At 69.0% G+C, this 20473-nt stretch carries 20 protein-coding genes and 1 tRNA gene; 17 read left to right on the top strand and 4 right to left on the bottom strand.

Annotated features, from left to right (window positions below):
* The first annotated feature begins 21 nt into the window (after positions 1 to 21).
* Positions 22 to 783, top strand: a complete 762-nt coding sequence (locus ACVW00_RS07105; RefSeq protein ID WP_457110201.1) for a TIGR03936 family radical SAM-associated protein — start codon at positions 22 to 24, stop codon at positions 781 to 783.
* Positions 784 to 1282: 499 nt separating this feature from the next.
* Entirely contained in the window at positions 1283 to 3847 is a 2565-nt protein-coding gene (locus ACVW00_RS07110) for an Rne/Rng family ribonuclease (RefSeq protein WP_457113082.1), read from the top strand.
* Positions 3848 to 3851: 4 nt separating this feature from the next.
* On the opposite strand, the gene ACVW00_RS07115 is transcribed toward ACVW00_RS07110, so the two are convergent.
* Together ACVW00_RS07115 and ACVW00_RS07120 are read right to left on the bottom strand one after the other, a co-directional pair.
* Entirely contained in the window at positions 3852 to 4295 is a 444-nt protein-coding gene (locus tag ACVW00_RS07115; RefSeq protein WP_457110202.1) for a MarR family winged helix-turn-helix transcriptional regulator, read from the bottom strand.
* 4 nt (positions 4296 to 4299) lie between these two features.
* On the bottom strand, positions 4300 to 6045 hold the full coding sequence (locus tag ACVW00_RS07120; RefSeq protein ID WP_457110203.1) for an MFS transporter: 1746 nt from the start codon (positions 6043 to 6045) through the stop codon (positions 4300 to 4302).
* Positions 6046 to 6243: 198 nt separating this feature from the next.
* On the opposite strand from ACVW00_RS07120, the gene rplU reads away from it, so the two are divergent.
* The 15 genes from rplU to ACVW00_RS07195 all read left to right on the top strand — a co-directional run bounded on the left by rplU (position 6244) and on the right by ACVW00_RS07195 (position 17248).
* Entirely contained in the window at positions 6244 to 6546 is a 303-nt protein-coding gene (gene rplU / locus ACVW00_RS07125; RefSeq protein ID WP_123223220.1) for a 50S ribosomal protein L21, read from the top strand.
* A gap of 70 nt (positions 6547 to 6616) precedes the next feature.
* The gene (gene rpmA, locus ACVW00_RS07130) at positions 6617 to 6877 is read left to right on the top strand and encodes a 50S ribosomal protein L27 (protein WP_457110204.1); all 261 of its coding nucleotides are present in this window, start codon (positions 6617 to 6619) and stop codon (positions 6875 to 6877) included.
* A 94-nt stretch (positions 6878 to 6971) separates the two neighbouring features.
* Positions 6972 to 8447 (top strand): GTPase ObgE, encoded by a 1476-nt coding sequence (gene obgE, locus ACVW00_RS07135; RefSeq protein ID WP_457110205.1) that lies wholly within the window; start codon positions 6972 to 6974, stop codon positions 8445 to 8447.
* On the top strand, positions 8444 to 9574 hold the full coding sequence (proB, locus tag ACVW00_RS07140; protein ID WP_457110206.1) for a glutamate 5-kinase: 1131 nt from the start codon (positions 8444 to 8446) through the stop codon (positions 9572 to 9574). Before obgE ends, proB begins: the two co-directional genes overlap by 4 nt.
* A 100-nt stretch (positions 9575 to 9674) precedes the next feature.
* Positions 9675 to 10028, top strand: coding sequence for a hypothetical protein (locus tag ACVW00_RS07145; protein ID WP_457110207.1), 354 nt, complete (start codon positions 9675 to 9677; stop codon positions 10026 to 10028).
* A gap of 21 nt (positions 10029 to 10049) precedes the next feature.
* On the top strand, positions 10050 to 11294 hold the full coding sequence (locus ACVW00_RS07150; RefSeq protein ID WP_457110208.1) for a glutamate-5-semialdehyde dehydrogenase: 1245 nt from the start codon (positions 10050 to 10052) through the stop codon (positions 11292 to 11294).
* The gene (locus tag ACVW00_RS07155) at positions 11291 to 11977 is read left to right on the top strand and encodes a CDP-alcohol phosphatidyltransferase family protein (protein ID WP_457110209.1); all 687 of its coding nucleotides are present in this window, start codon (positions 11291 to 11293) and stop codon (positions 11975 to 11977) included. Before ACVW00_RS07150 ends, ACVW00_RS07155 begins: the two co-directional genes overlap by 4 nt.
* Positions 11974 to 12435: a hypothetical protein gene (locus ACVW00_RS07160; RefSeq protein ID WP_457110210.1), complete on the top strand. Its 462-nt coding sequence runs from the start codon at positions 11974 to 11976 to the stop codon at positions 12433 to 12435. Before ACVW00_RS07155 ends, ACVW00_RS07160 begins: the two co-directional genes overlap by 4 nt.
* A 60-nt stretch (positions 12436 to 12495) precedes the next feature.
* Positions 12496 to 12654 (top strand): hypothetical protein, encoded by a 159-nt coding sequence (locus ACVW00_RS07165; RefSeq protein ID WP_457110211.1) that lies wholly within the window; start codon positions 12496 to 12498, stop codon positions 12652 to 12654.
* Positions 12655 to 12668: 14 nt separating this feature from the next.
* Positions 12669 to 13292: a nicotinate-nucleotide adenylyltransferase gene (nadD, locus tag ACVW00_RS07170; RefSeq protein WP_457110212.1), complete on the top strand. Its 624-nt coding sequence runs from the start codon at positions 12669 to 12671 to the stop codon at positions 13290 to 13292.
* Positions 13293 to 13305: 13 nt separating this feature from the next.
* Positions 13306 to 13704 (top strand): ribosome silencing factor, encoded by a 399-nt coding sequence (rsfS, locus tag ACVW00_RS07175; RefSeq protein ID WP_457110213.1) that lies wholly within the window; start codon positions 13306 to 13308, stop codon positions 13702 to 13704.
* Positions 13701 to 14351: a histidine phosphatase family protein gene (locus ACVW00_RS07180; protein WP_457110214.1), complete on the top strand. Its 651-nt coding sequence runs from the start codon at positions 13701 to 13703 to the stop codon at positions 14349 to 14351. The genes rsfS and ACVW00_RS07180 overlap by 4 nt, the downstream gene beginning before the upstream one ends.
* A gap of 38 nt (positions 14352 to 14389) precedes the next feature.
* Positions 14390 to 14462 (top strand) — tRNA-Ala (locus tag ACVW00_RS07185).
* 246 nt (positions 14463 to 14708) lie between these two features.
* Positions 14709 to 15848 (top strand): tyrosine-type recombinase/integrase, encoded by a 1140-nt coding sequence (locus ACVW00_RS07190; protein WP_457110215.1) that lies wholly within the window; start codon positions 14709 to 14711, stop codon positions 15846 to 15848.
* A gap of 131 nt (positions 15849 to 15979) precedes the next feature.
* On the top strand, positions 15980 to 17248 hold the full coding sequence (locus tag ACVW00_RS07195; RefSeq protein ID WP_457110216.1) for a hypothetical protein: 1269 nt from the start codon (positions 15980 to 15982) through the stop codon (positions 17246 to 17248).
* A gap of 531 nt (positions 17249 to 17779) precedes the next feature.
* Here the strand turns inward: ACVW00_RS07195 and ACVW00_RS07200 are convergent.
* Entirely contained in the window at positions 17780 to 18739 is a 960-nt protein-coding gene (locus tag ACVW00_RS07200) for a hypothetical protein (RefSeq protein WP_457110217.1), read from the bottom strand.
* A gap of 694 nt (positions 18740 to 19433) precedes the next feature.
* Positions 19434 to 20345, bottom strand: a complete 912-nt coding sequence (locus ACVW00_RS07205) for a patatin-like phospholipase family protein (protein WP_457110218.1) — start codon at positions 20343 to 20345, stop codon at positions 19434 to 19436.
* Between the last annotated feature and the right edge of the window lie 128 nt (positions 20346 to 20473).

The raw sequence follows: 20473 nt of genomic DNA on the forward strand, positions 1-20473 counted from the left end.
CCACTCGATAGGGTCCTCGGCGTGGTGCCTCCCCGAGACCAGCCCGAGCAGCAGGCACCTCCCGTGCAGCGGCTCCGGATCCGGTACGCCAAGCGTGGGAGGCTCCGCTTCACCAGCCATCGCGACTTCAGCCGGGCCTTCGAGCGGGCCCTGTTCCGGGCGCGGGTGCCGATGGCCTACTCGTCGGGGTTCAACCCCCACCCCCGGATCTCGTACGCCGGTGCCAGCCCGACCGGGGCCGCCAGCGAGGCCGAGTACCTGGAGATCGGGCTGTCCGAGGCGGTCGAGCCCGAGGCCTTGCGCCGGGAGCTCGACGCGTCGCTTCCCGAGGGGCTGGACCTCCTGGAGGTCGTCGTGAGCGCCGGCGGGTCGCTGGCCGAACGGCTCGAGGCGTCGCTGTGGGAGGTCACCGTCAGCGGTGTCGATCCCGAGGTGCTCGCGGCCGGGGTGGAGCGGCTGCTCGCCACGCCCGAGATCCCCGTCGAGCGGATGACCAAGAAGGGGCTGCGGACCTTCGACGCCCGCGCGGCGATCGTGTCACTGGGGACACGGGCGGTCGGCGCGTCGGAGAACGGCGGGGAAACATGTGCGATACTCGCAGTGGTCTTGCGACACGGAACACCGTCCGTGAGACCCGACGACGTTCTCGCCGCGCTCCGTGAGGTCACGGGAATCGACGCCGGCCCAGCTGCCCTCGCGCAGCGGTTGGCGCAGGGTCCACTTGATCCACGTTCCGGCACGGTGGGGGATCCGTTGTCACCGGACCGCGACGCGGCCGGCTGAGACGTGGTGACAGTGCGACTCGGCCAAGGCTTAGCGACCGCGGTCAGTGACCGGGGAGACTCCGCTCGACGTACGCACACGGAGGATGTCGTCGCCGACTGAAGGCTTTGGTCGCGGGGCTCACTCCCCGCGGCGCGACCCGCACGGTCGCCCGGCGATGCGCAGGGCCCGTGCATAGGAGAGCACCGTGCTCGACGCTGACGACACCAGCAATTCTGACAATTCCACCCCTGAAGGCGCGGTCGGCTCCGGTTCGGCCGGCGACGCCCCCGATCAGGGAGCTGTGGCACCCCAGGCCGGGGCGCCGGTGAAGAAGGCGGCGAAGAAGACCGCCAAGAAGGCCGCCGCGAAGAAGACCGCCGCGAAGAGGACCGCCAAGAAGGCCGCGCCCGCCGAGAGCGAGCCGAGCGGTGACGCACCGCAGGACGGCGCCGAGCCCGAGGGCGCCGAGAGGCCGCGGAAGGCGTCGAAGCGGGCCACCAAGGAGCCGGCGGCGCCGATGGTGCTCTTCCAGGCACCCGAGGCGACCACACCGACCCGGAAGCGCGCCGCGAAGGCCGTCGCCGCGACCAACCCGGAGTCCGCGGCCGAAGCCGACGCAGGGACCGTCACGGAGCCCGCCGAGACCGCCGAGGCACCCGCGAAGAAGACCGCCAAGAAGACGGCCAAGAAGACGACGGCGAAGAAGACCACGGCCAAGAAGGCCCAGAAGCGGTCACCGCAGGCCGGTGACGAACCGGCCGAGGCCGAGCCCGACATCGAGGGTGTCGACGGTGACGAGGGCGAGTCGGGGGAGGGCGGCGCCAGGCGCCGTCGCCGCCGGGGTGGCCGTCGCCGCCGCCGCGGTGCCGGTGAGGACGGCCCCGACGGAGGCGACGAGTCGTCGACCTCGACCGACGACCGCGAGGACGCCGACGGAGACGGCGCCGAGGCAGGGGACAGCGGAGAGGGCGGCACCCGTCGCCGTCGCACCCGGGTCCGGAAGCCGCGCAATCCCGAGGACGAGATCACCAGTGTCGCCGGGTCCACTCGGCTCGAGGCCAAGAAGCAGCGCCGCCGCGAGGGCCGTGAGGCCGGCCGCCGCCGCGCCCCGATCGTGAGCGAGGCCGAGTTCCTCGCCCGTCGCGAGTCCGTCGAGCGCCTGATGGTGATCCGCCAGCGCGGCGAGCTCACCCAGATCGGCGTGCTGGAGGACAAGGTGCTGGTCGAGCACTACGTCGCCCGTGAGTCGCAGACGTCGCTGATCGGCAACATCTACCTCGGCCGCGTCCAGAACGTCCTGCCCTCGATGGAGGCGGCGTTCGTCGACATCGGCAAGGGTCGCAACGCCGTCCTCTACGCCGGCGAGGTGAACTGGTCGGCACTGGGCCACAAGGACGGCCAGGCGCGCAAGATCGAGTCCGTGCTCCAGTCGGGGCAGACCATCCTGGTGCAGGTGACCAAGGACCCGGTCGGCCACAAGGGCGCCCGGCTCACCGGTCAGATCAGCCTGCCGGGCCGCTTCCTGGTCTACGTGCCCGACGGCACGACCAGCGGCATCTCGCGCAAGCTGCCCGACACCGAGCGCAACCGGCTCAAGTCGCTGCTCAAGGACATCGTCCCGGACACCGCCGGCGTCATCGTGCGCACGGCCGCCGAGGGTGCCAGCGAGGAGGAGCTCACCCACGACGTGGAGCGGCTCACTGCCCGCTGGAGCGAGATCGAGAAGCGGGTCGAGGCCGGCAAGGGCCCCGAGCTCCTGTACGGCGAGCCCGACCTGACCCTCAAGGTGGTCCGGGACCTGTTCACCGAGGACTTCGCCCGTCTCGTCGTCGAGGGCGAGGACGCCTGGGACCTCGTCGAGGGGTACGTCGCCCATGTCGCTCCCGACCTCAAGGATCGCCTGGAGCGCTACGAGTCCCAGAACGGCAAGGACATCTTCGCGGCGTACCGGGTCGACGAGCAGATCGCCAAGGGGCTCGACCGCAAGGTCTGGCTGCCCTCCGGCGGCTCGCTGGTGATCGACCGGACCGAGGCGATGACCGTGGTCGACGTCAACACCGGGAAGTTCACCGGCTCCGGCGGCAACCTCGAGGAGACCGTCACCAAGAACAACCTGGAGGCTGCCGAGGAGGTCGTGCGCCAGCTGCGGCTGCGCGACATCGGCGGCATCATCGTCGTGGACTTCATCGACATGGTGCTCGAGTCCAACCGCGATCTCGTCCTGCGCCGCATGGTCGAGTGCCTGGGCCGCGACCGCACCCGCCACCAGGTCGCCGAGGTGACCTCGCTGGGCCTGGTGCAGATGACCCGCAAGCGGATCGGCACCGGACTCCTCGAGGCCTTCGGCGAGGAGTGCGAGCACTGCAAGGGCCGCGGCGTGATCGTCCACGAGCAGCCGGTCGAGCCGAACGGCCGGGGCAGCACGCCCGACGAGGGCCGCTCGCGCCGCGGACGCGGCGGCGCGGGACGCACCCGGGGCCGCGGCGGCGCCGACGGCCCAGCGCCGGCAGAGTCGGTGAAGCCGTCCCCGATGGCGCTCGCCGGCACCAAGCCGCACCCCGAGTCCGCGGAGGCGGACTCCCACGACGCTCCCGAAGTCCAGGAGACACTCGCGCCGCCTGCGACCGAGGCGACCGACGCCGAGTCCAGCCAGGCCGAGACTGCCGCCACCGCCGCGACCGGCGGGAGGGCGCCGCGACGCTCGCGACGCGTCAAGGGCGACCCCTTCGAGGCAGCGTTGATGGGCACCGCGCCGGACCCCGAGGAGAAGGCCGACGAGCCGATCGAGGTCACCTGGGCGGGCATCGCCCCCGCCGAGCAGGCGACCGACGGCTCCGGCCCGGCCGACGGCGCCGACATCGCCGAACCGGTGGCTTCGGAGCCGGCCGCCGCACCGATCGTGGTGACGAGCACGCGCCGTCGCCGCGCCGGCCGGCCGGCCGGACCGCCAGCTGCGACGACCGACGCCCCCGAACCGGGCGCCGAGGCGCCCGAGCAGGACGAGGGCGGCGAGCACGACGAGGACCACGGTCCGTCGCTGGTGCACGTGCCGGTCAAGAAGAAGGGCTCGCGCAAGCGCTGACCGGTCAGCGTTCCGCGCCGAGGTCCTCCAGCGACTGCAGCGCGTCGGCGAGCCGCGCGCGCTGCTCGTCCGGCAGGGCGTCGAGGCGATCCTGGAGGGCACGCATCCGCGCCGATCGGCCGGTTGTGACGAGTGCCAGGCCGGCCGGTGTCGCCGCGACCACGCTGGCGCGGCCGTCCACACGATCGGGCCGGCGTACGACGTAGCCCTGCTCCTCGAGGGAATTGAGGATCCTGGTCATTGCGGGAGCCGTCACGCCTTCCGCCGCCGCGAGCGCGCCGGCACGCTGCGGCCCGTCGGCGACCAGGGTCGCGAGCGCGCTCAGGCCCCCGTGACCCACGAGCGCGTCCCGCGCGTCCCGCCGCAGCGCCCGGTTGAGGCGACCGAGCGCCAGGTAGAGCCGGGCGGTCTCCGGGGACGACGTGCCGGCCGGGTCTTCCATCACCATGGGGTCACTCCCGGCCGAGGGCTTCGCCGGCGCGGTCGTCGTGGACGTACTTCCCGCCGGCTGCCCAGGAGGCGACCGCCGCCACGACCATCATCAGCGCCGCGGTGACGAACACGATCACCAGGCCGTGGTGGAACGGGTGGCTCATCAGGTGCGGGAAGAACTCCTTGCCGGTGAGCACGTCGACCCGATCGCGCGGGAGCGTGTGCAGCGTGCCGTTGGGCTCGAGCAGCGAGCCGATCGGGTTGTAGCCGAGGAACGAGGCGAACAGCGAGCCCACCGGTGGCAGGTTGCCGATCCGCGCGGCGACGTCGTGCGGCACACCCTGGGCGGTGAGGCCGTCGGTGAGGCTCCTCGGCAGCACGTCGGCGAGGCCGACGATCATCAGGGAGAAGAACACCCCGATCGACAACGACGTCCCGGAGTTGAAGATGGTGCCCCGCACGCCGGACGCCGCTCCGCGCTCGTGGGCGGGCACCGAGTTCATCACCGCGGTGGCGTTCGGCGCGCTGAACAGCCCGGAGCCGACCCCGCTCAGGAAGATGATCACGGCGAACGACCAGTACGGGAAGTCGATCGGGATCAGCAGCAGGGCGATGAACGTCGCAGCCACGATCAGCGAGCCACCGGTCGCGAAGAGGCGGGCGCCGTAACGGTCCGACAGCCAGCCCGAGACCGGACCTGCCGCCAGGAAGCCGATCGTCAGGGGCAGCAGGTAGACCCCCGCCCACAGCGGCGTGGACTCGTAGCTGTAGCCGTGGAGCGGAAGCCAGATCCCCTGGAGCCAGATGATCAGCATGAACTGGAGTCCGCCGCGGCCGATGGAGGCCATCAGCCCGGCGAGGTTGGCCATCGTGAACGCCCGGATCCCGAACAGCCCGATCGACACCATCGGGTGCTCGACCCGCTGCTCGACCACCACGAAGGCGACGAGCAGGACCGCCCCGCCGATCAGGCCGCCGAGCACCCAGGGGTTGGTCCAGCCGGTCGTGTGGTCGCCGTACGGCTGGATGCCGTAGGTGATCGCCACCAGGATCGCGGTGAGCCCGAGACCGAACGTCAGGTTGCCCGGTACGTCGATCCGGGCCGCCCGTCGTTCGCCGAGCTCGACCAGCGAGCGGTAGCCCCAGACGGTCGCGAAGATGCCGATCGGCACGCTGACCCAGAACACCGCTCGCCAGTGCCACTCCGAGAGCACGCCGCCGAGCAGCAGGCCGAGGAACGAGCCGGCGATCGCGGACACCTGGTTGATCCCCAGGGCCATGCCGCGCTGGTGGGCGGGGAAGGCATCGGTGAGGATCGCGGTGGAGTTCGCGAACAGCATCGCGCCGCCGACGCCCTGCCCGACGCGCATCACGATCAGCCACATCGCGCCCTGCCCACCCGTGAACGGGTCGACGGAGAGCAGCACCGAGAACAGCGAGAACACCGCGAATCCGAGGTTGTACATCTTCACGCGGCCGTAGATGTCCCCGAGGCGGCCCAGGGTCACGACCAGCACGGCGGTCGCCACCAGGAACCCCATGATGATCCAGAGCAGGTAGCTCACGTTGCCCGGCTCGAGCGGGTCCAGCTGGATCCCCCGGAAGATCGCCGGCAGGGAGATGATCGCGATCGAGGAGTTGATCGTGACCATGAGCATGCCCAGGGTGGTGTTCGACAGCGCCACCCAGCGGTAGTGCGGGTGGTCCTTGTCCAGGCGGGAGAGCGGTGCCTGGCTGGTGGGTTCGGAGGAGGCTGGTTGCGGCACCCGGGCAGAATACTTCACATCGGTTAACGATCTCGGCGAGGGCGGCACCGTCCCGTTTTGACCCCACGCCCGGCGACCGCGTAAAGTTGACCCTCGGCGTGCTCGTGCGCGCCCTTCCGCGTGGACCACCCTCCAGCCTCTCGGCGAGGCGGACGTGTGCCAGCGGCCCGGATTCATGGACGAGGAGTGTGAACGGACGTGTACGCGATCGTGCGCAGTGGCAGCAAGCAGCAGAAGGTAGCTGTCGGCGACGTCATCGAGATCGACAGGACCGACGAGGTCGCTGGCGCGTCCCTGAGCCTGCCCGTGGTGATGGTCGTCGACGGTGAGAAGGTGACCTCGACCGGCCTGGACAAGGCCGCGGTCACCGTCGAGGTCCTCGGCGCCACCAAGGGCCCCAAGATCATCATCCAGAAGTACAAGAACAAGACCGGCTACAAGAAGCGCCAGGGTCACCGCCAGAAGTACACCCAGGTCAAGGTCACCGACATCAAGCTCTAGGTCTGGACAGGGCTCGACCACCGAGTGTGGCTGAGCCCGTCGAAACCACCCACGTCGAAGGAAGACGAACATGGCACACAAGAAGGGCGCAGCGTCCACCAAGAACGGGCGCGACTCCAACTCCCAGCGCCTCGGCGTGAAGCGGTACGGCGGCCAGCTCGTCAACGCCGGCGAGATCATCGTGCGCCAGCGTGGCACCCACTTCCACCCCGGCAGCGGAGTCGGCCGTGGTGGCGACGACACGCTGTTCGCGCTGGTCGCGGGCAACGTCGAGTTCGGCACCCGGCGCGGTCGCCGGGTGGTGAACATCGTCCCGTCCCCGGCACAGTGACCGGGCGGCGCTAGCACCACACACAGATTCCAACGTTGGGCGTCCCTGATCTGCCAGGGGCGCCCTTCGTCCTGTTCGAGGAAAGGAGCACGCGATGGCAGTCCCGACGTTCGTCGACCGCGTGGTGCTCCACGTCGCCGCGGGCCGCGGCGGAAACGGTGTCGCCTCGGTGCACCGTGAGAAGTTCAAGCCGCTCGGCGGCCCCGACGGCGGCAACGGTGGGCCGGGCGGCTCGGTGATCCTGCGGGTCGACCCCGACGTGACCACCCTGATCGACTACCACCACAACGCCACCCGCAAGGCGACCCACGGCGGACACGGCGCCGGCGCCCACCGCAACGGCGCGCACGGCGAGGACCTGGTCCTGCCCGTCCCGGACGGCACCGTGGTCGTCGGCGAGGACGGCGAGGTGATCGCCGACCTGGTCGGCGCCGGCACCGAGCTGGTTGTCGCCGAGGGCGGCAAGGGCGGCCTCGGCAACGCTGCGCTCGCCTCCGCCAAGCGCAAGGCCCCCGGCTTCGCGCTGCTGGGCGAGCCCGGCGAGGAGCTCACGGTCCGCCTCGAGCTGAAGGTGGTCGCCGACATCGGCCTGGTCGGCTTCCCGAGCGCCGGCAAGTCCAGCCTGATCGCTGCGCTGAGCCGGGCGCGCCCCAAGATCGCCGACTACCCGTTCACGACCCTGGTCCCGAACCTCGGCGTCGTGCAGGCCGGCGACGTGACCTTCACCGTCGCCGACGTGCCGGGCCTGATCGAGGGTGCGAGCGAGGGCCGCGGCCTCGGTCACGACTTCCTGCGGCACATCGAGCGCTGCGCGGCCCTCGTGCACGTGGTCGACCTGGCCACGATGGAGCCCGGCCGCAACCCGGCCGAGGACCTCGACGTGATCGAGCAGGAGCTCGCCCGGTACGGCGGCCTCGAGGACCGGCCCCGGCTGGTGGCGCTCAACAAGGTGGACCTGCCCGACGGCCGCGAGATGGCCGACATGGTCGGCGAGGACATCCGCGGACGCGGCTGGCCGGTGCTCGCGGTCAGTGCGGTCACCCACGAGGGCCTGCGCGAGCTGTCGTTCGCGATGGCGGAGGTCGTGGCGAAGGCGCGCCGGGAGCGCGTGGTGGCGACCGCCGAGCGGATCGTGCTGAGGCCCAAGGCGCGGCACGGCGGTGAGGAGTTCACGATCCGGGAGACCGGTGAGGGCTGGCGCGTGCGCGGCGAGAAGCCCGAGCGGTGGATCAAGCAGACCGACTTCAGCAACGACGAGGCCGTCGGCTTCCTGGCCGACCGGCTCAACCGGCTCGGCGTGGAGGCCAAGCTCCTCGCGCTCGGCGCCGTCGAGGGCGATCCGGTCCTGATCGGTGACCCGGACAACGCCGTGGTGTTCGACTTCAAGCCCGGACTCGACGCTGGTGGCGCCGAGATGCTCGGCCGCCGCGGAGAGGACCAGCGCTTCACCGAGTCCCGCCCGGCGGCCCACCGGCGGCGTGCGATCGACGAGGCCATGCCCGAGCGCGGCGAGACGGAGACCCGTGCGGACGTCGCCCGCCGGTTCGACGTACCGGAGGACGAGGAATGAGCCGGACGGCGGTCGTCGAGGCGAAGCGGGTGGTCGTCAAGGTCGGCTCGTCGTCCCTGACCACCGCGGAGGGCGGCATCGACCCCGATCGCGTCCGTGCGCTGGTCGACACGCTCGCGCACGCGCACGCCTCGGGCGTCGAGGTCGTGCTGGTGTCCTCCGGGGCGATCGCCGCGGGCCTCTCACCGCTGGGGCTGCGCCGGAGGCCGCGCGACCTGGCCCGGCAGCAGGCCGCGGCGTCGGTCGGGCAGGGGATCCTGGTCCACCGCTACACCGAGGAGTTCGCCCGGCACGACCAGGTGACCGGGCAGGTCCTGCTGACCCTCGACGACGTGACCCGGCGTGGGCACTACCGCAACGCCCAGCGCACCTTCGTGACGCTGATCGGACTGGGCGTCGTGCCGATCGTGAACGAGAACGACACCGTCGCGACCACGGAGATCCGGTTCGGCGACAACGACCGGCTGGCAGCACTGGTGGCCCACCTCGTGCACGCGGACCTGCTGGTGCTGCTCTCCGACGTCGACGGCCTGTACGACGGGCCGCCCCCGAAGGTCCCGGGCGTCCCGGGGAGCAGCCGGCTGCTCAGCGACGTCCGGCGCGACTCCGACCTCGACGGCGTCACGGTCGGCAAGGCCGGCAAGGCGGGTGTCGGGACCGGCGGCATGCAGACCAAGCTGGAGGCCGCCCGGATCGCGACGGCCGCCGGGATCCCGGTGATCCTCACCGGCGCCGACAAGGTCGGCCGCGCACTCGCCGGCGACGACGTCGGCACGCTGTTCCACGCCACCGGGCGGCGGCGGCCGACCCGGCTGCTCTGGCTCGCCCACGCCACCGAGGGCAAGGGCGCGATCCGGCTGGACGCCGGAGCCGTCCGCGCCGTGACCGAGCGGCGCGCCTCGCTGCTTCCGGCCGGGATCACCGACGTCACCGGCTCCTTCGCCGCCGGCGACCCGGTGGACCTCCTCGACCCGGACGGCCGGGCGATCGCCCGGGGCCTGGTCAACTACGACGCCGCGGAGCTGCCGGCGCTCCTGGGCCGCTCCACCCGCGAGCTGGCCCGCGAGCTCGGTGCGTCGTACGAGCGCGAGGTCGTCCACCGCGACGACCTCACCCTCCTCGTCTGAGATTGCCCGACCGCGGAAAGTTGTGGCATTCGGCACCGCCGCGACCGGGGGTCGACCAGACTGGCGCTGTCGGGGGTCGACGGGGTTGAGGAGGCGCGCGTTGAGGGACCCTGCTGGGCGCCTGTGGCACGTGACGATCACCGTGGCGGGCACCGCGGTCGAGCCGTTGCTGGTGCGCTCAGCGCTGGCCAGACTCGCCGAGCAGCGGCCGTTCATCGACTCCGTGGCCTTCACCGGCGACAGCGCCGAGCTGCAGTTCTGGGAGGAGGGCGACTCGATGCTGGACGTCGCCTCCCTGGCGCTGCGGTTGTGGACCGAGCACCGCGACTCGGCCGGGCTCCCGTCGTGGGAGGTGGTCGGCCTCGAGGTGGTGGAGAAGGCGCTCCGCGACCGGCGTGGAGGCGGCCGTCCGGTCGGGTTCCGCTCGCCGACGTCGGTGCAGTTCCGCCTTTGAGCAAGCACTAGGCTCAGCACCATGTCCGAGCAGATCGTGCAGGTGGCGACGCGTGCCCGCGAAGCCGCCACCGTGCTCGCGCTCGCGACCCGGGCCACCAAGGACGCCGCGCTCGAGGCGATGGCTGCGGCGCTCCTCGACGGCAGCGACCGGATCCTCGCGGCCAACGGCGAGGACGTCGCCGCGGCAGAGCAGGCCGGCACTCCGGCCCACCTGATCGACCGGCTCCGGCTCGACCGCGACCGGGTGGCGTCGATGGCCCAGGGCCTGCGCGACGTCGCCGCACTGCCCGACCCCGTCGGTGAGGTCCTGCGCGGCTCGACGCTGGCCAACGGGCTGGAGCTGCGCCAGGTCCGCGTCCCGTTCGGCGTCGTGGCGATCATCTACGAGGCCAGGCCCAACGTGACCGCTGACGCTGCCGGGCTCTGCCTGAAGAGCGGCAACACGGTCCTGCTGCGCGGGTCGTCGAGCGCGCTGCGCTCCAACACCGCGATCGTCGAGGTCCTCCGCGACGCTCTCGAGACGGCCGGGCTGCCCGCCGACTGCGTGGCCCTGGTGCCGGGGGAGGGACACGACGCCGTCAAGGCCCTCATGCGCGCCCGCGGCCTGGTCGACGTCCTGATCCCGCGCGGCGGCGCCGCGCTGATCCGCTCCGTGGTCGAGGAGTCGACGGTGCCGGTCATCGAGACCGGTGTCGGCAACTGCCACGTGTACGTCGACGAGGCCGCCGACCTCGACATGGCCCTCGAGATCGTCATGAACTCCAAGACCCAGCGGACGTCGGTGTGCAACGCGGCCGAGTCGCTCCTGGTGCACGCCGCAGTGGCCGACCGGTTCCTGCCGACCGTGGTCGAGGCTCTCCAGGCGGCCGGGGTGAAGATCCACGGTGACGCTGCGTTCTGCGCGTTCGACGACGTCGTCCCGGCTACGGACGAGGACTGGGCCACGGAGTACCTCGCACTCGAGATCTCGGCGGCCGTCGTACCGGATCTCGACGCGGCGGTGGCCCACATCCGCCGGCACTCCTCGGGCCACACCGAGGCGATCGTGACCGGCTCCCAGTCGGCAGCGCGCCGGTTCACCTCCGAGGTCGACTCGGCCGCCGTCATGGTCAACGCGTCCACCCGGTTCACCGACGGCGGCGAGTTCGGGTTCGGGGCGGAGATCGGAATCTCGACCCAGAAGCTGCACGCCCGGGGCCCGATGGGCCTGCCGGAGATGACGTCGAGCAAGTACGTCGTGACCGGCGACGGGCACGTGCGGTGAGCTATCGCGACGCAGACGGTGTCGACCCGGCCACGCTCGACATCTGGGCCGACCCGGCCAAGGAGCGCTTCGCCACGCCCGCGACGATCATCACGTTCATCCGCACGATCGCCGCGGTCACCGTCATGGGCTTCGCCATGCACGCCGACCGCAGCGGCGGGTTCTGGAGCCCGGCCCTGAAGCTGCTCGTCATCGGCCTGGTCGTCTACTGGGCCGGCGACTCGCTGGACGGGCAGGTCGCGCGGCGGATGCACCACGAGACCCGGATCGGTGCCGTGCTCGACATCATGAGCGACCGGTTCTGTGCCGCGACGTTCTACCTGGGCCTGGCCTGGCTGCACCCGGAGTTCACGGTGCCGGTGCTCATCTACCTCGCCGAGTTCATGGTGATCGACTGCTTCCTGTCGATCGCGTTCCTCGCGTGGCGGATCCGCAGCCCCAACTACTTCTACGTCGTCGACCGAGTCGTCTACCGGATGAACTGGACCCACCCGGCCAAGGCCACCAACTCGGCGCTCTTCGCGGTGTTCCTTCTGGTCACCCACCTGGCTTGGGTCGGTGCCGTGGTCGCCAGCCTGCTGCTGGTCTTCAAGATCGGCTCCCTGATCCGGGTCGCCAGGATCGGGCTGCCGATCCCCGAGGCAACGGGTCAGCAGCTCAGGGCGCAGGGCACCACCGCGTGAAGCTGATCATCGGGACGTTCCTGTTCTCGGTCGCCTCGGCGCTGCTCCCGATCCTCAACGTCGAGGCCTACCTCGCCGCGGTCGCGCTCAAGGCGCACCACCTCTCGGACTGGCAGCTGGCCGCGGTGGGCGGCGGCGGCCAGAGCGTGGGCAAGATCTTCTGGTACGTCGCCGGTCGCGAGTCGCTGCGGATCCGGCGGATCAGGGTGAAGATGGAGACCGAGAAGTGGCAGGCCTCCTACGCGAAGTGGCACGAGCGGATCGTCGGTCGTCCGCTCTTCGCCGGGGCGATCTCCTTCGGCTCGGCCGTCACCGGGTTCCCGCCGCTGGCCGTCATCGCCGTGCTGGCCGGCACGCTGCGGATGAACTTCCCGTTGTTCCTCGGCACCGTCTTCATCGGGCGGACGATCCGGTTCTGGCTGGTGCTGGCCGGCGTCTCGATGCTCTTCGGCCACTGAGCCGGCACCACGGTCCGGGCACCTGCCTGCGGGCGGCACGCGCCCGGTAGGGTACCGGCCATGACGAGTCTGCTCGTGCCGTTGCTCTCCGGAGGCACCGACGTCGCCGAGTCCGGCACCTTCTGGGAGCCGTACCTCATCGGTGGCGGGATCCTGCTCATCCTGCTGACCCTCATGGTCGCGCTGCTCGCCTTCGGCAAGGGACGCGAGCACTCCTGAGCACACGTGGTCCGGTGGCGGAGCCGGTCGAGAGCCCTCGTCGACGCATCGGCGTGATGGGTGGCACCTTCGACCCGATCCACCACGGCCACCTCGTGGCCGCGAGCGAGGTGCAGTCGTGGTTCGCGCTCGACGAGGTCCTGTTCGTGCCGACCGCCCAACCGTGGCAGAAGGCGTCCCGTGAGGTCACCTCGGCCGAGCACCGCTACCTGATGACGGTGATCGCGACCGCGTCCAACCCCCGGTTCACCGTCTCGCGCGTCGACATCGACCGCGGCGGCCCGACGTACACGGTCGACACGCTGCGCGACCTGGGCGCGGCATACCCGGATGCGGACCTCTACTTCATCACCGGCGCCGACGCCCTCGCGGAGATCTTCACCTGGCGCAACGCCGCGGACCTCTTCGCGCTCGCACACTTCGTCGGCTGCACCCGGCCCGGCTACCAGATGGACACCACGATGCTGGAGGGGATCCCGCCGGAGAGGGTCACGATCCTGGAGATCCCGGCCCTCACCATCTCCTCGACCGACTGCCGCAACCGCACCGCCGCAGGCCAGCCGGTCTGGTACCTCGTGCCGGACGGCGTTGTGGGGTACATCGCCAAGCACCGGCTCTACGAGGAGCGGCACCCATGACGGAAAGGGAATCATGACGGCCACGCCGCGCGCGCTCGAGCTGGTCCGGGAGGCGGCCGAGGCCGCCTCGGACAAGCTCGCCACCGACCTGCTCGCCTTCGACGTCTCCGAGCAGCTGGTGATCACCGACGCGTTCCTGCTCTGCTCGGCGGCCAACGACCGCCAGGTCAAGTCCGTCGTCGACGAGATCGAGGACCGGCTGCGGGCCATCGGCGCCAAGCCGGTACGCCGTGAAGGTGAGCGCGACGGCCGCTGGGTGCTGCTCGACTACGCCGACATCGTCGTGCACGTGCAGCACACCGAGGAGCGCGCCTTCTACGCCCTCGAACGCCTGTGGCGCGACTGCCCGGCGATCGACCTGCAGCTGGCGCCGCACGGACCTGCGGTGGTCGAGCCCAGCTCCGACCGGTGACGCGGCTCGTCCTGGTCCGCCACGGGCAGACCGCGTGGAACCTCGAGGGCCGCGCGCAGGGTCACACCGACATCGGCCTGGACGACACGGGCCGCGCCCAGGCGGTGGCGCTGGCGCCCTACATCGCGCAGATGGACCCTGGCGCGCTGTGGAGCAGCGACCTGGCGCGCGCCCGCGAGACCGCGGAGCACCTTGCCGCCGCCACCGGGCTCGGGATGCAGCTGGACCGGCGGCTGCGGGAGTTCGACGCGGGTGACCGCGCGGGGCTGACCCTGGCCGAGTTCGCCGAGCAGTTCCCCGACGCCTACGACTCCTGGCGCGACGGCCACATCACCGGACACGTGCCCGGCGCGGAGACGACCGCCGAGGTGGTCGCACGGATGGTGCCGGCCCTCCGGGAGATCTGGGCCGCGACCGAGGACACGACCGTCGTGGTCTCTCACGGCGCCTGCCTCAAGGTCTCGCTGCTCGCGTTCCTCGGATGGCCGGAGAGCCTGCTCGGCACGCTCCGGGGGCTGGACAACTGCGGGTGGGTGGTCCTCGAGGACGACCCCGCCGGGCGCGGGATCCGGCTGGCGTCGTACAACGAGACCGCGCATCCCGCCGTGCACGGGCCCGATTTCGCATCAGACGCACCGGTTGGCTAATATTCGGCGAGTTGCCCGCGGGAGACCGACGCGGCAGCGGGGCTGTGGCGCAGCTGGTAGCGCACTTGCATGGCATGCAAGGGGTCAGGGGTTCGAATCCCCTCAGCTCCACCGTAAAAGCGCAGGTCAACGGCGGTTTCGGTGAATACCGGGGCCGCCGTTTGGCGTCCCCGGACCCCGAATGGGGGCTGATGGGGGCCACTTTGACCGACAGGAGCGACAACAGATGAAGACACATCTTGTGATGGTTTGTCCGATCCGACAGATCGTGCCCACTTGCGAGGACCCTCATGGCGTGGGTTGAGAAGCACGGGAAGAACTGGCGAGGGCGGTACAACAGCCCCACTAGGAACCAAGGTGATCGCCGGCACTTCTCCGTCTAAGCGGGAAGCTCTGCGCATGGCGCGCGAGGCCGAGGCCCAGGTCATGGCGGGGATGTGGGCCGACCCGAGACGAGGAAAGGTCTCCTTCGCGGAGTACTTCTTGAACCAATGGCTACCTAATCGCCAGATCGAACCCGGCACTCGCGACACCTACTTGACCCACTTCCGAACGCAGATCGAGCCCGTGTTCGGGCACAAGCAGATGCGCGACATCACCCCGACGATGGTCCAGGAGTGGATCACCTCGATGGTTCGCGCCGGACTCCGACCAGGGACCGTGCGTGCGAAGTACGCAGTCCTTGCGTCAACGTTCGATGCTCAGGTCGGCTCATCAGCGGTTCGCGATGGCCTGGTCGACAAATCGCCGTGTCGAAAGATCCAGCTGCCCTCGATGGTCGCTCGAGACGTAACCATCTACAGCCCGGAGGAGGTCGAACGGCTCCTCGAGGCATTCGACCCCTGGTGGCGTCCGATGCCATTCGTAGACTCCGAAACCGGGCTGCGATGGGGCGAGCTGATCGCTCTGCGGCCGTGCGATGTCGTGGACAGGTACATCTCTGTGAACCATACGATCGTCGAGCGACGCAAGGGATCGACCTCGAGCGGAACGCGCTTCGATGTCAAGGTGGGCACGAAGAGCGGCAAGACGCGCAAGGTCGCGATCACGCCCGAGATGCTCAGTTATCTCCGGCGCCTGGCGTGGGACAGAGGTGTCGGCCAAGAGGACCTGTTCTTCGCCATGCCTGATCCGAGTTCAGGAAACCTTGCACCGCTAAGGACGGTCGACTGGCCGCACGGCCTGCCGGTTTCGCGAAGTCACTTTCGCGACGTTTGGCTGCGGACGATCGAAAAGGCAGGCGTTCCGCGGCGCCGGTTCCACGACCTGAGGGCCACTCACATCTCTTGGCTTCTCGCCGGCGGCGCTGATGTGCCGTCTGTCATGCGACGATCTGGCCACTCCCAAATCCCAACACTGCAGCGTTACACGCAAGCTATGGAGGACCACGACATGCGAGCTTTGAATGCACTCAGGCGAACGAAGGAGGGAAGCAGCAAGAAGGCCAAGAAGTCCAAGAAGGCAAGGAAGAGCGCTGGCATCGACGGGACCTTTTAGCAGCCTTGGCCAGACGGCGCGTCTCGACGGGCAACTAGTGTGCGCCTCCGTCGTGACCAGAGCCGGATGTTCCGAAACCGACCAATGCGTCCCCCGGTATGGCTACCTTGAACCGGAGGCGAAGGGGGCACATGGCTCGGGTCACGGAGTACTTCAATCTTGGAGCGACGCAAGGCAGCGTTGACTTTGTCGACGTGGACGTTGAGGGCGATGTGCCGGTCTACATCGACCCAACCGCCATACGACAGCAGCAGGGCGAGTGGGCCGCACGATGCGTTCATTCGCTGCAGTCTTATTTCCAAAGCCTGCTTGAAGCCATCCGCAATGACGATGAAGACAGACTCACTGACTTGGTTGTTCCCCTTCGGGAGCCAAACGAGACTCATCTGGGGAGCAGCGTCGGTGAGTCACGTGGCCGCGGACTCGGCAGCCAGAAGAAGGCCGACGAACTCATCAGCTCCCTACGTGGTAGTCGGGCTGTCCAATCGGGCTTTCTTCGTGATCTAGAGGACAGCGCACTGATGGTCGAGGGCATCGACAAAGACATCATCAGTGACATCACGACGTGTGTGATCCGCCAACAGTTGATCGAGTACACCCAAGGTCAGTGCGAGTTCCACGAGATCTTCATGGAATCTCAGGAGAGTGGACCGATGTGGGACGTGGACAACCTGGTCTGGGTTACGGGGTACGTAGACCTGCCGCGAGCCGCGGGGGACAAGCTGCTTCTCATTCCCAAATCACTCGTTCGGGTTCGGCTCTCGGTCGACAAGGGGCGGTACTACCGGGGGTACTTGCGCCCGTACTTCGAAGAAGAAGTACTAGCCAACCCGACCGCTGCGCTAACACGCATCTTGAAAGACGAGTCGATCAAAGTCCGGAAGGGCAAACTCGACGAGAAAATCGGTACCGCGAAACCGGACATCATCCGAAACACTGAGCGGTTTCCGATCGCTCTTGAGCAGTACAAGGCCGCGGTTGCGAAAGGCGACAACGGTCCTCTGGCCGAGGAAGCGTTCCGAGACATCATCGGCACCGAGGTAGCCGATCTCCGTGAGATCTTGGGTGAGATCGGTGCCATCGCGCCGGGCACGCCAGGTGCCACCGCATACCACCGCGCTGTCGCCAAGCTGTTCAGTGCTCTCTTCGGGCTCTCGCTCGGCAATGAGCGGATCGAGCATGGGATTCACGACGGTCTGAAGCGGATCGACATCATGTACGACAACGTCGCTCGTCACGGCTTCTTTCATTGGCTTGGTTTGCACCACCGAGCGTCCATGGTGGTTGTTGAGTGCAAGAACTATGGGAGTGATGTCGGAAACGAGGGGTTCGACCAGATCGCCAGTGCGGTTTGCACCCGACAGGGGCAGGTTTGGAATTCTTGCGTCACGCTCATTTGAGAGCAAGGCGCGGGCGTTGGCTAGGGCAAAGGCAATCGCACGTGATCAGAACGGGTTCGTGATCGTCGTTGATGACGACGACCTACGCGCGCTGGTCGATGAGTACGAACTGGCCGGCCAAGATCCAGAGCAGAGAACGAAGCACCCCAGCTTGCGCGCTCGCTTTGGTGAGTTGGTCGAGGGGTAGCAGTCTCGGGGACTTGACGACGCGGATGGGGGCCAAATGGGGGCAAAGGAGCGCCGGCAAGCCGTCTTCCGCCGGGAGCATGCAGCTTCAGTCACGCGTAGAATCGCCCGACGTTCGTCTGCTGGCGCAACGAGAATCCGATGGCATGCAAGGGGTCAGGGGTTCGAATCCCCTCAGCTCCACTTTTTTCTGTGCGGGAGCCGTCCTTCGGGGCGGCTTTCGTCGTACGTGGGCGGCTTTCGTGTTGCGGGCGCGGTGGGTAGCGGCTGTGCTGGATGGGCATGCAAGGTGGTCGACGCCGTCCTGCAAGGCGTCGAAGTACTCGCTCTGCTCTCGGGACTCCCTCAGCAGCCGAAGTTGCGGTTCTTAGCCAGGAGGAGCCACCGGCGGCCCTTCTTGTACCAGAGCTTGACCACAACTCCGTTGGGCACATGCCGGAAGTACTTGACCTTCCAGCTCGAAACGCCATTCCTCATCTTGAAGACGATCGGCTTTGCCATGCCCTTGCGATACTTGAACGTCGTCATGCCGCTGGTGGGACGCACGTCCTTGGTAGAGGTGTATCCCTTGATCAGGCCCGTCCGGCAGTTCGCCAGACGGACCATGCCGCGAGGGTTCGCCTTGACCACCGGAGTGGCTCCCGGGTCACCGATAGGCGGCCCCTCAGACCCACATGCGGGCACCCACACCTTCTCGGTGTAGACGGGCGCCGAAGCACCAGGCTCGCCCAGGTAGTACTTCACCGTGTTCGTACCTGGTGCGACACCAATGCCGACGCCCTTTACATCCCTGACTCGTGTCTCACCGTCAAGGACTCGCATCGTCTGCAGTGTTGCCCCACTGCCGATAATGTTGTAGGCAGTGACGCTCACCTCTGGGAGATACCGTCCCGTCGCGTCAGCGACGTTCTCGATGTAGGCCGTCAGTCGAGTCTGACTCAACGATGCGTCACATGCGCCCAGCACCGAGTGGTACTTGTTCGCAGCCTCGGTACCCGTGACTGCCTGGTTGAACACCAGGGTGAAGGGCGTGTCGGTGCAACTACCGAATCCGTCACACGACGTAGCCTTCAGCTGAAGCTGAGAGACCCCGCCCGACGGGTAGGTAGCTCCAGACGTGTAGTACGTGGCCTCGTCGAGACTCATGTACCCCGCGCCCGAGACCACCGGGATCGTGAACGCGTCCTGGTCCGTTCCTGACGGATCGAAGACCGTCGGAGCCGGCGGTGCGCCCTCAGCCGAAGCAGACTCTGCCAGCATGACCGAACCGGTCATGGCAAGCATCAGAGACATTGCGAGGATCACGCCCCGCAACGTTCGTGTGGTACTCATTGCTTTCCCCTCCAGAAGGAATCCTGGGCGCGATGATTCGACGCGGGGAACACCTTGCCAAAGACCTGCCCTCAGTGCTCTCGATTCCAGAAGGACTGCAAGTGGGCCTGGAACCGCGGACGCACTGTCGCGGCCGACGGGGCCCCGCGCCAGGGCTGCGACGACCGAGCGGATGCTAGGAGCACCATCTCCTCTGGCGGCAACGCGGAGGCGGTCGTCGCGTCCGCGACAATGGCTCAACGCTCGTCACCCCACGGCCCGGAACCGGCCGCGAGATGGTGCTTCGCAACCTCACCGACATCCAGATGAAGCCGCGTCCTCGGGTATGAGCTTGCCTCTTGGTCGTAGCTTCACCCCGGCTGCCTTCAGATGCAGGAGTACGGAACTCTCCGCGACGCCGTACTTCCGGGCCAGCAGGACACAGCCCATCCCTTGCCGATAGTCCGCCGCCATGGCGTCAATCTCGCCCGCAAGGAGACGGCGTCTGCGCACCATTCCACTGACTTCGAGTGTCTGCCACCGTCCCGGGCGGACGTCCTGACGAGCCTGGTCCCACACCGGCCGAACCGTCACCCCTGTTGCATCGAGGTTGGAATGACGTCCCAGCACTCCACTTTTTTCTGTGCCGCGAGGGCCGTCCTTCGGGGCGGCTTTCGTTGTACGTGGGTCAGACCCAGAACTGAGTGAGCTGCTCGGCCAGGACGCTGCCCCGGCCGTACCCGGCGCGCGCGGCAGCCGGACGCAGCGTCGCGTCCATCGCGTGGGCGCCGAACAGGTGCTCGGAGCCGCCATCGGGGAACACTGTCTCGACCCGGCTGCCGCTCGCGCGCAGCTCGTCGACCTGCGCCGCGAGCTGCATGCCCCAGTCCGGCGGTTGCAGCGCTCTGCCGCCGAAGGGTGAGAGCACCAGCACCCGGTCGTGACCCGCCGCCAGATCGGCATTCTCGTTGCGCCGATAGCCGCCGTCGATGTAGCGGCTGTCGCCGATCCGGTAGGGACGGCCACTGGAGCAGCTGGCGGCCACGGCGTCCGCCAGGTCCACTCCGCTGCGGCGGTCGAACACGACCGGCTCACCGCTGTCGGCATCGACCGCGGTGATCAGCAGCGCCCGTTCCGGCCAGCTCCGACTCGGGAGCCGCGAGGCGACGGTGGCGCGCCAGTGTCCTTGCCACGAGCCGCCGGACGCCCCGTCCAGCTCCACTGCGGCGGCGCCCATCCGGCGGCGCAGGTCGGCCGGATCGCCGGCAGCGGCGATGATCCTCCCGATCCTCTCCAGGTGGTCCGTGACCGGCCTGGTCGCGCCGACGCCCGGACCGGTGCGGTGCGGAGGCACCGCGGCGAGGGTGGCGGCGAGGAGCTCGGTCGGGCTCGCACCGCTGACCTGGGCGGCGGCCGTCGATCCTGCCGACGTCCCGACGATCAGGTCGGCCTCGGTCACGTCCAGCCCGGCTTCGAAGAGCCCGGCGATCACGCCGATCAACCAGGCGTTGCCGGTCGATCCGCCGCCCCCGAGGACCAGCGCTCGCTCGCCGGTGGCATCGGAGCTGAAGTGCAGGGTGGAGAAGGGTGTGGTGTTCATGGGTGTCGCCTTTCGCCAGTCGTCCGGCGGGCGCCCATGGGTTGGCTCAGTCGCGTGAACCTGCCTGCAGGGGAGCACCCACCGCGGATCGTGCGTTCATGGGTCCCACCTCCTGTCATGGCCGGGTT

This window comes from Marmoricola sp. URHA0025 HA25, assembly GCF_054059435.1.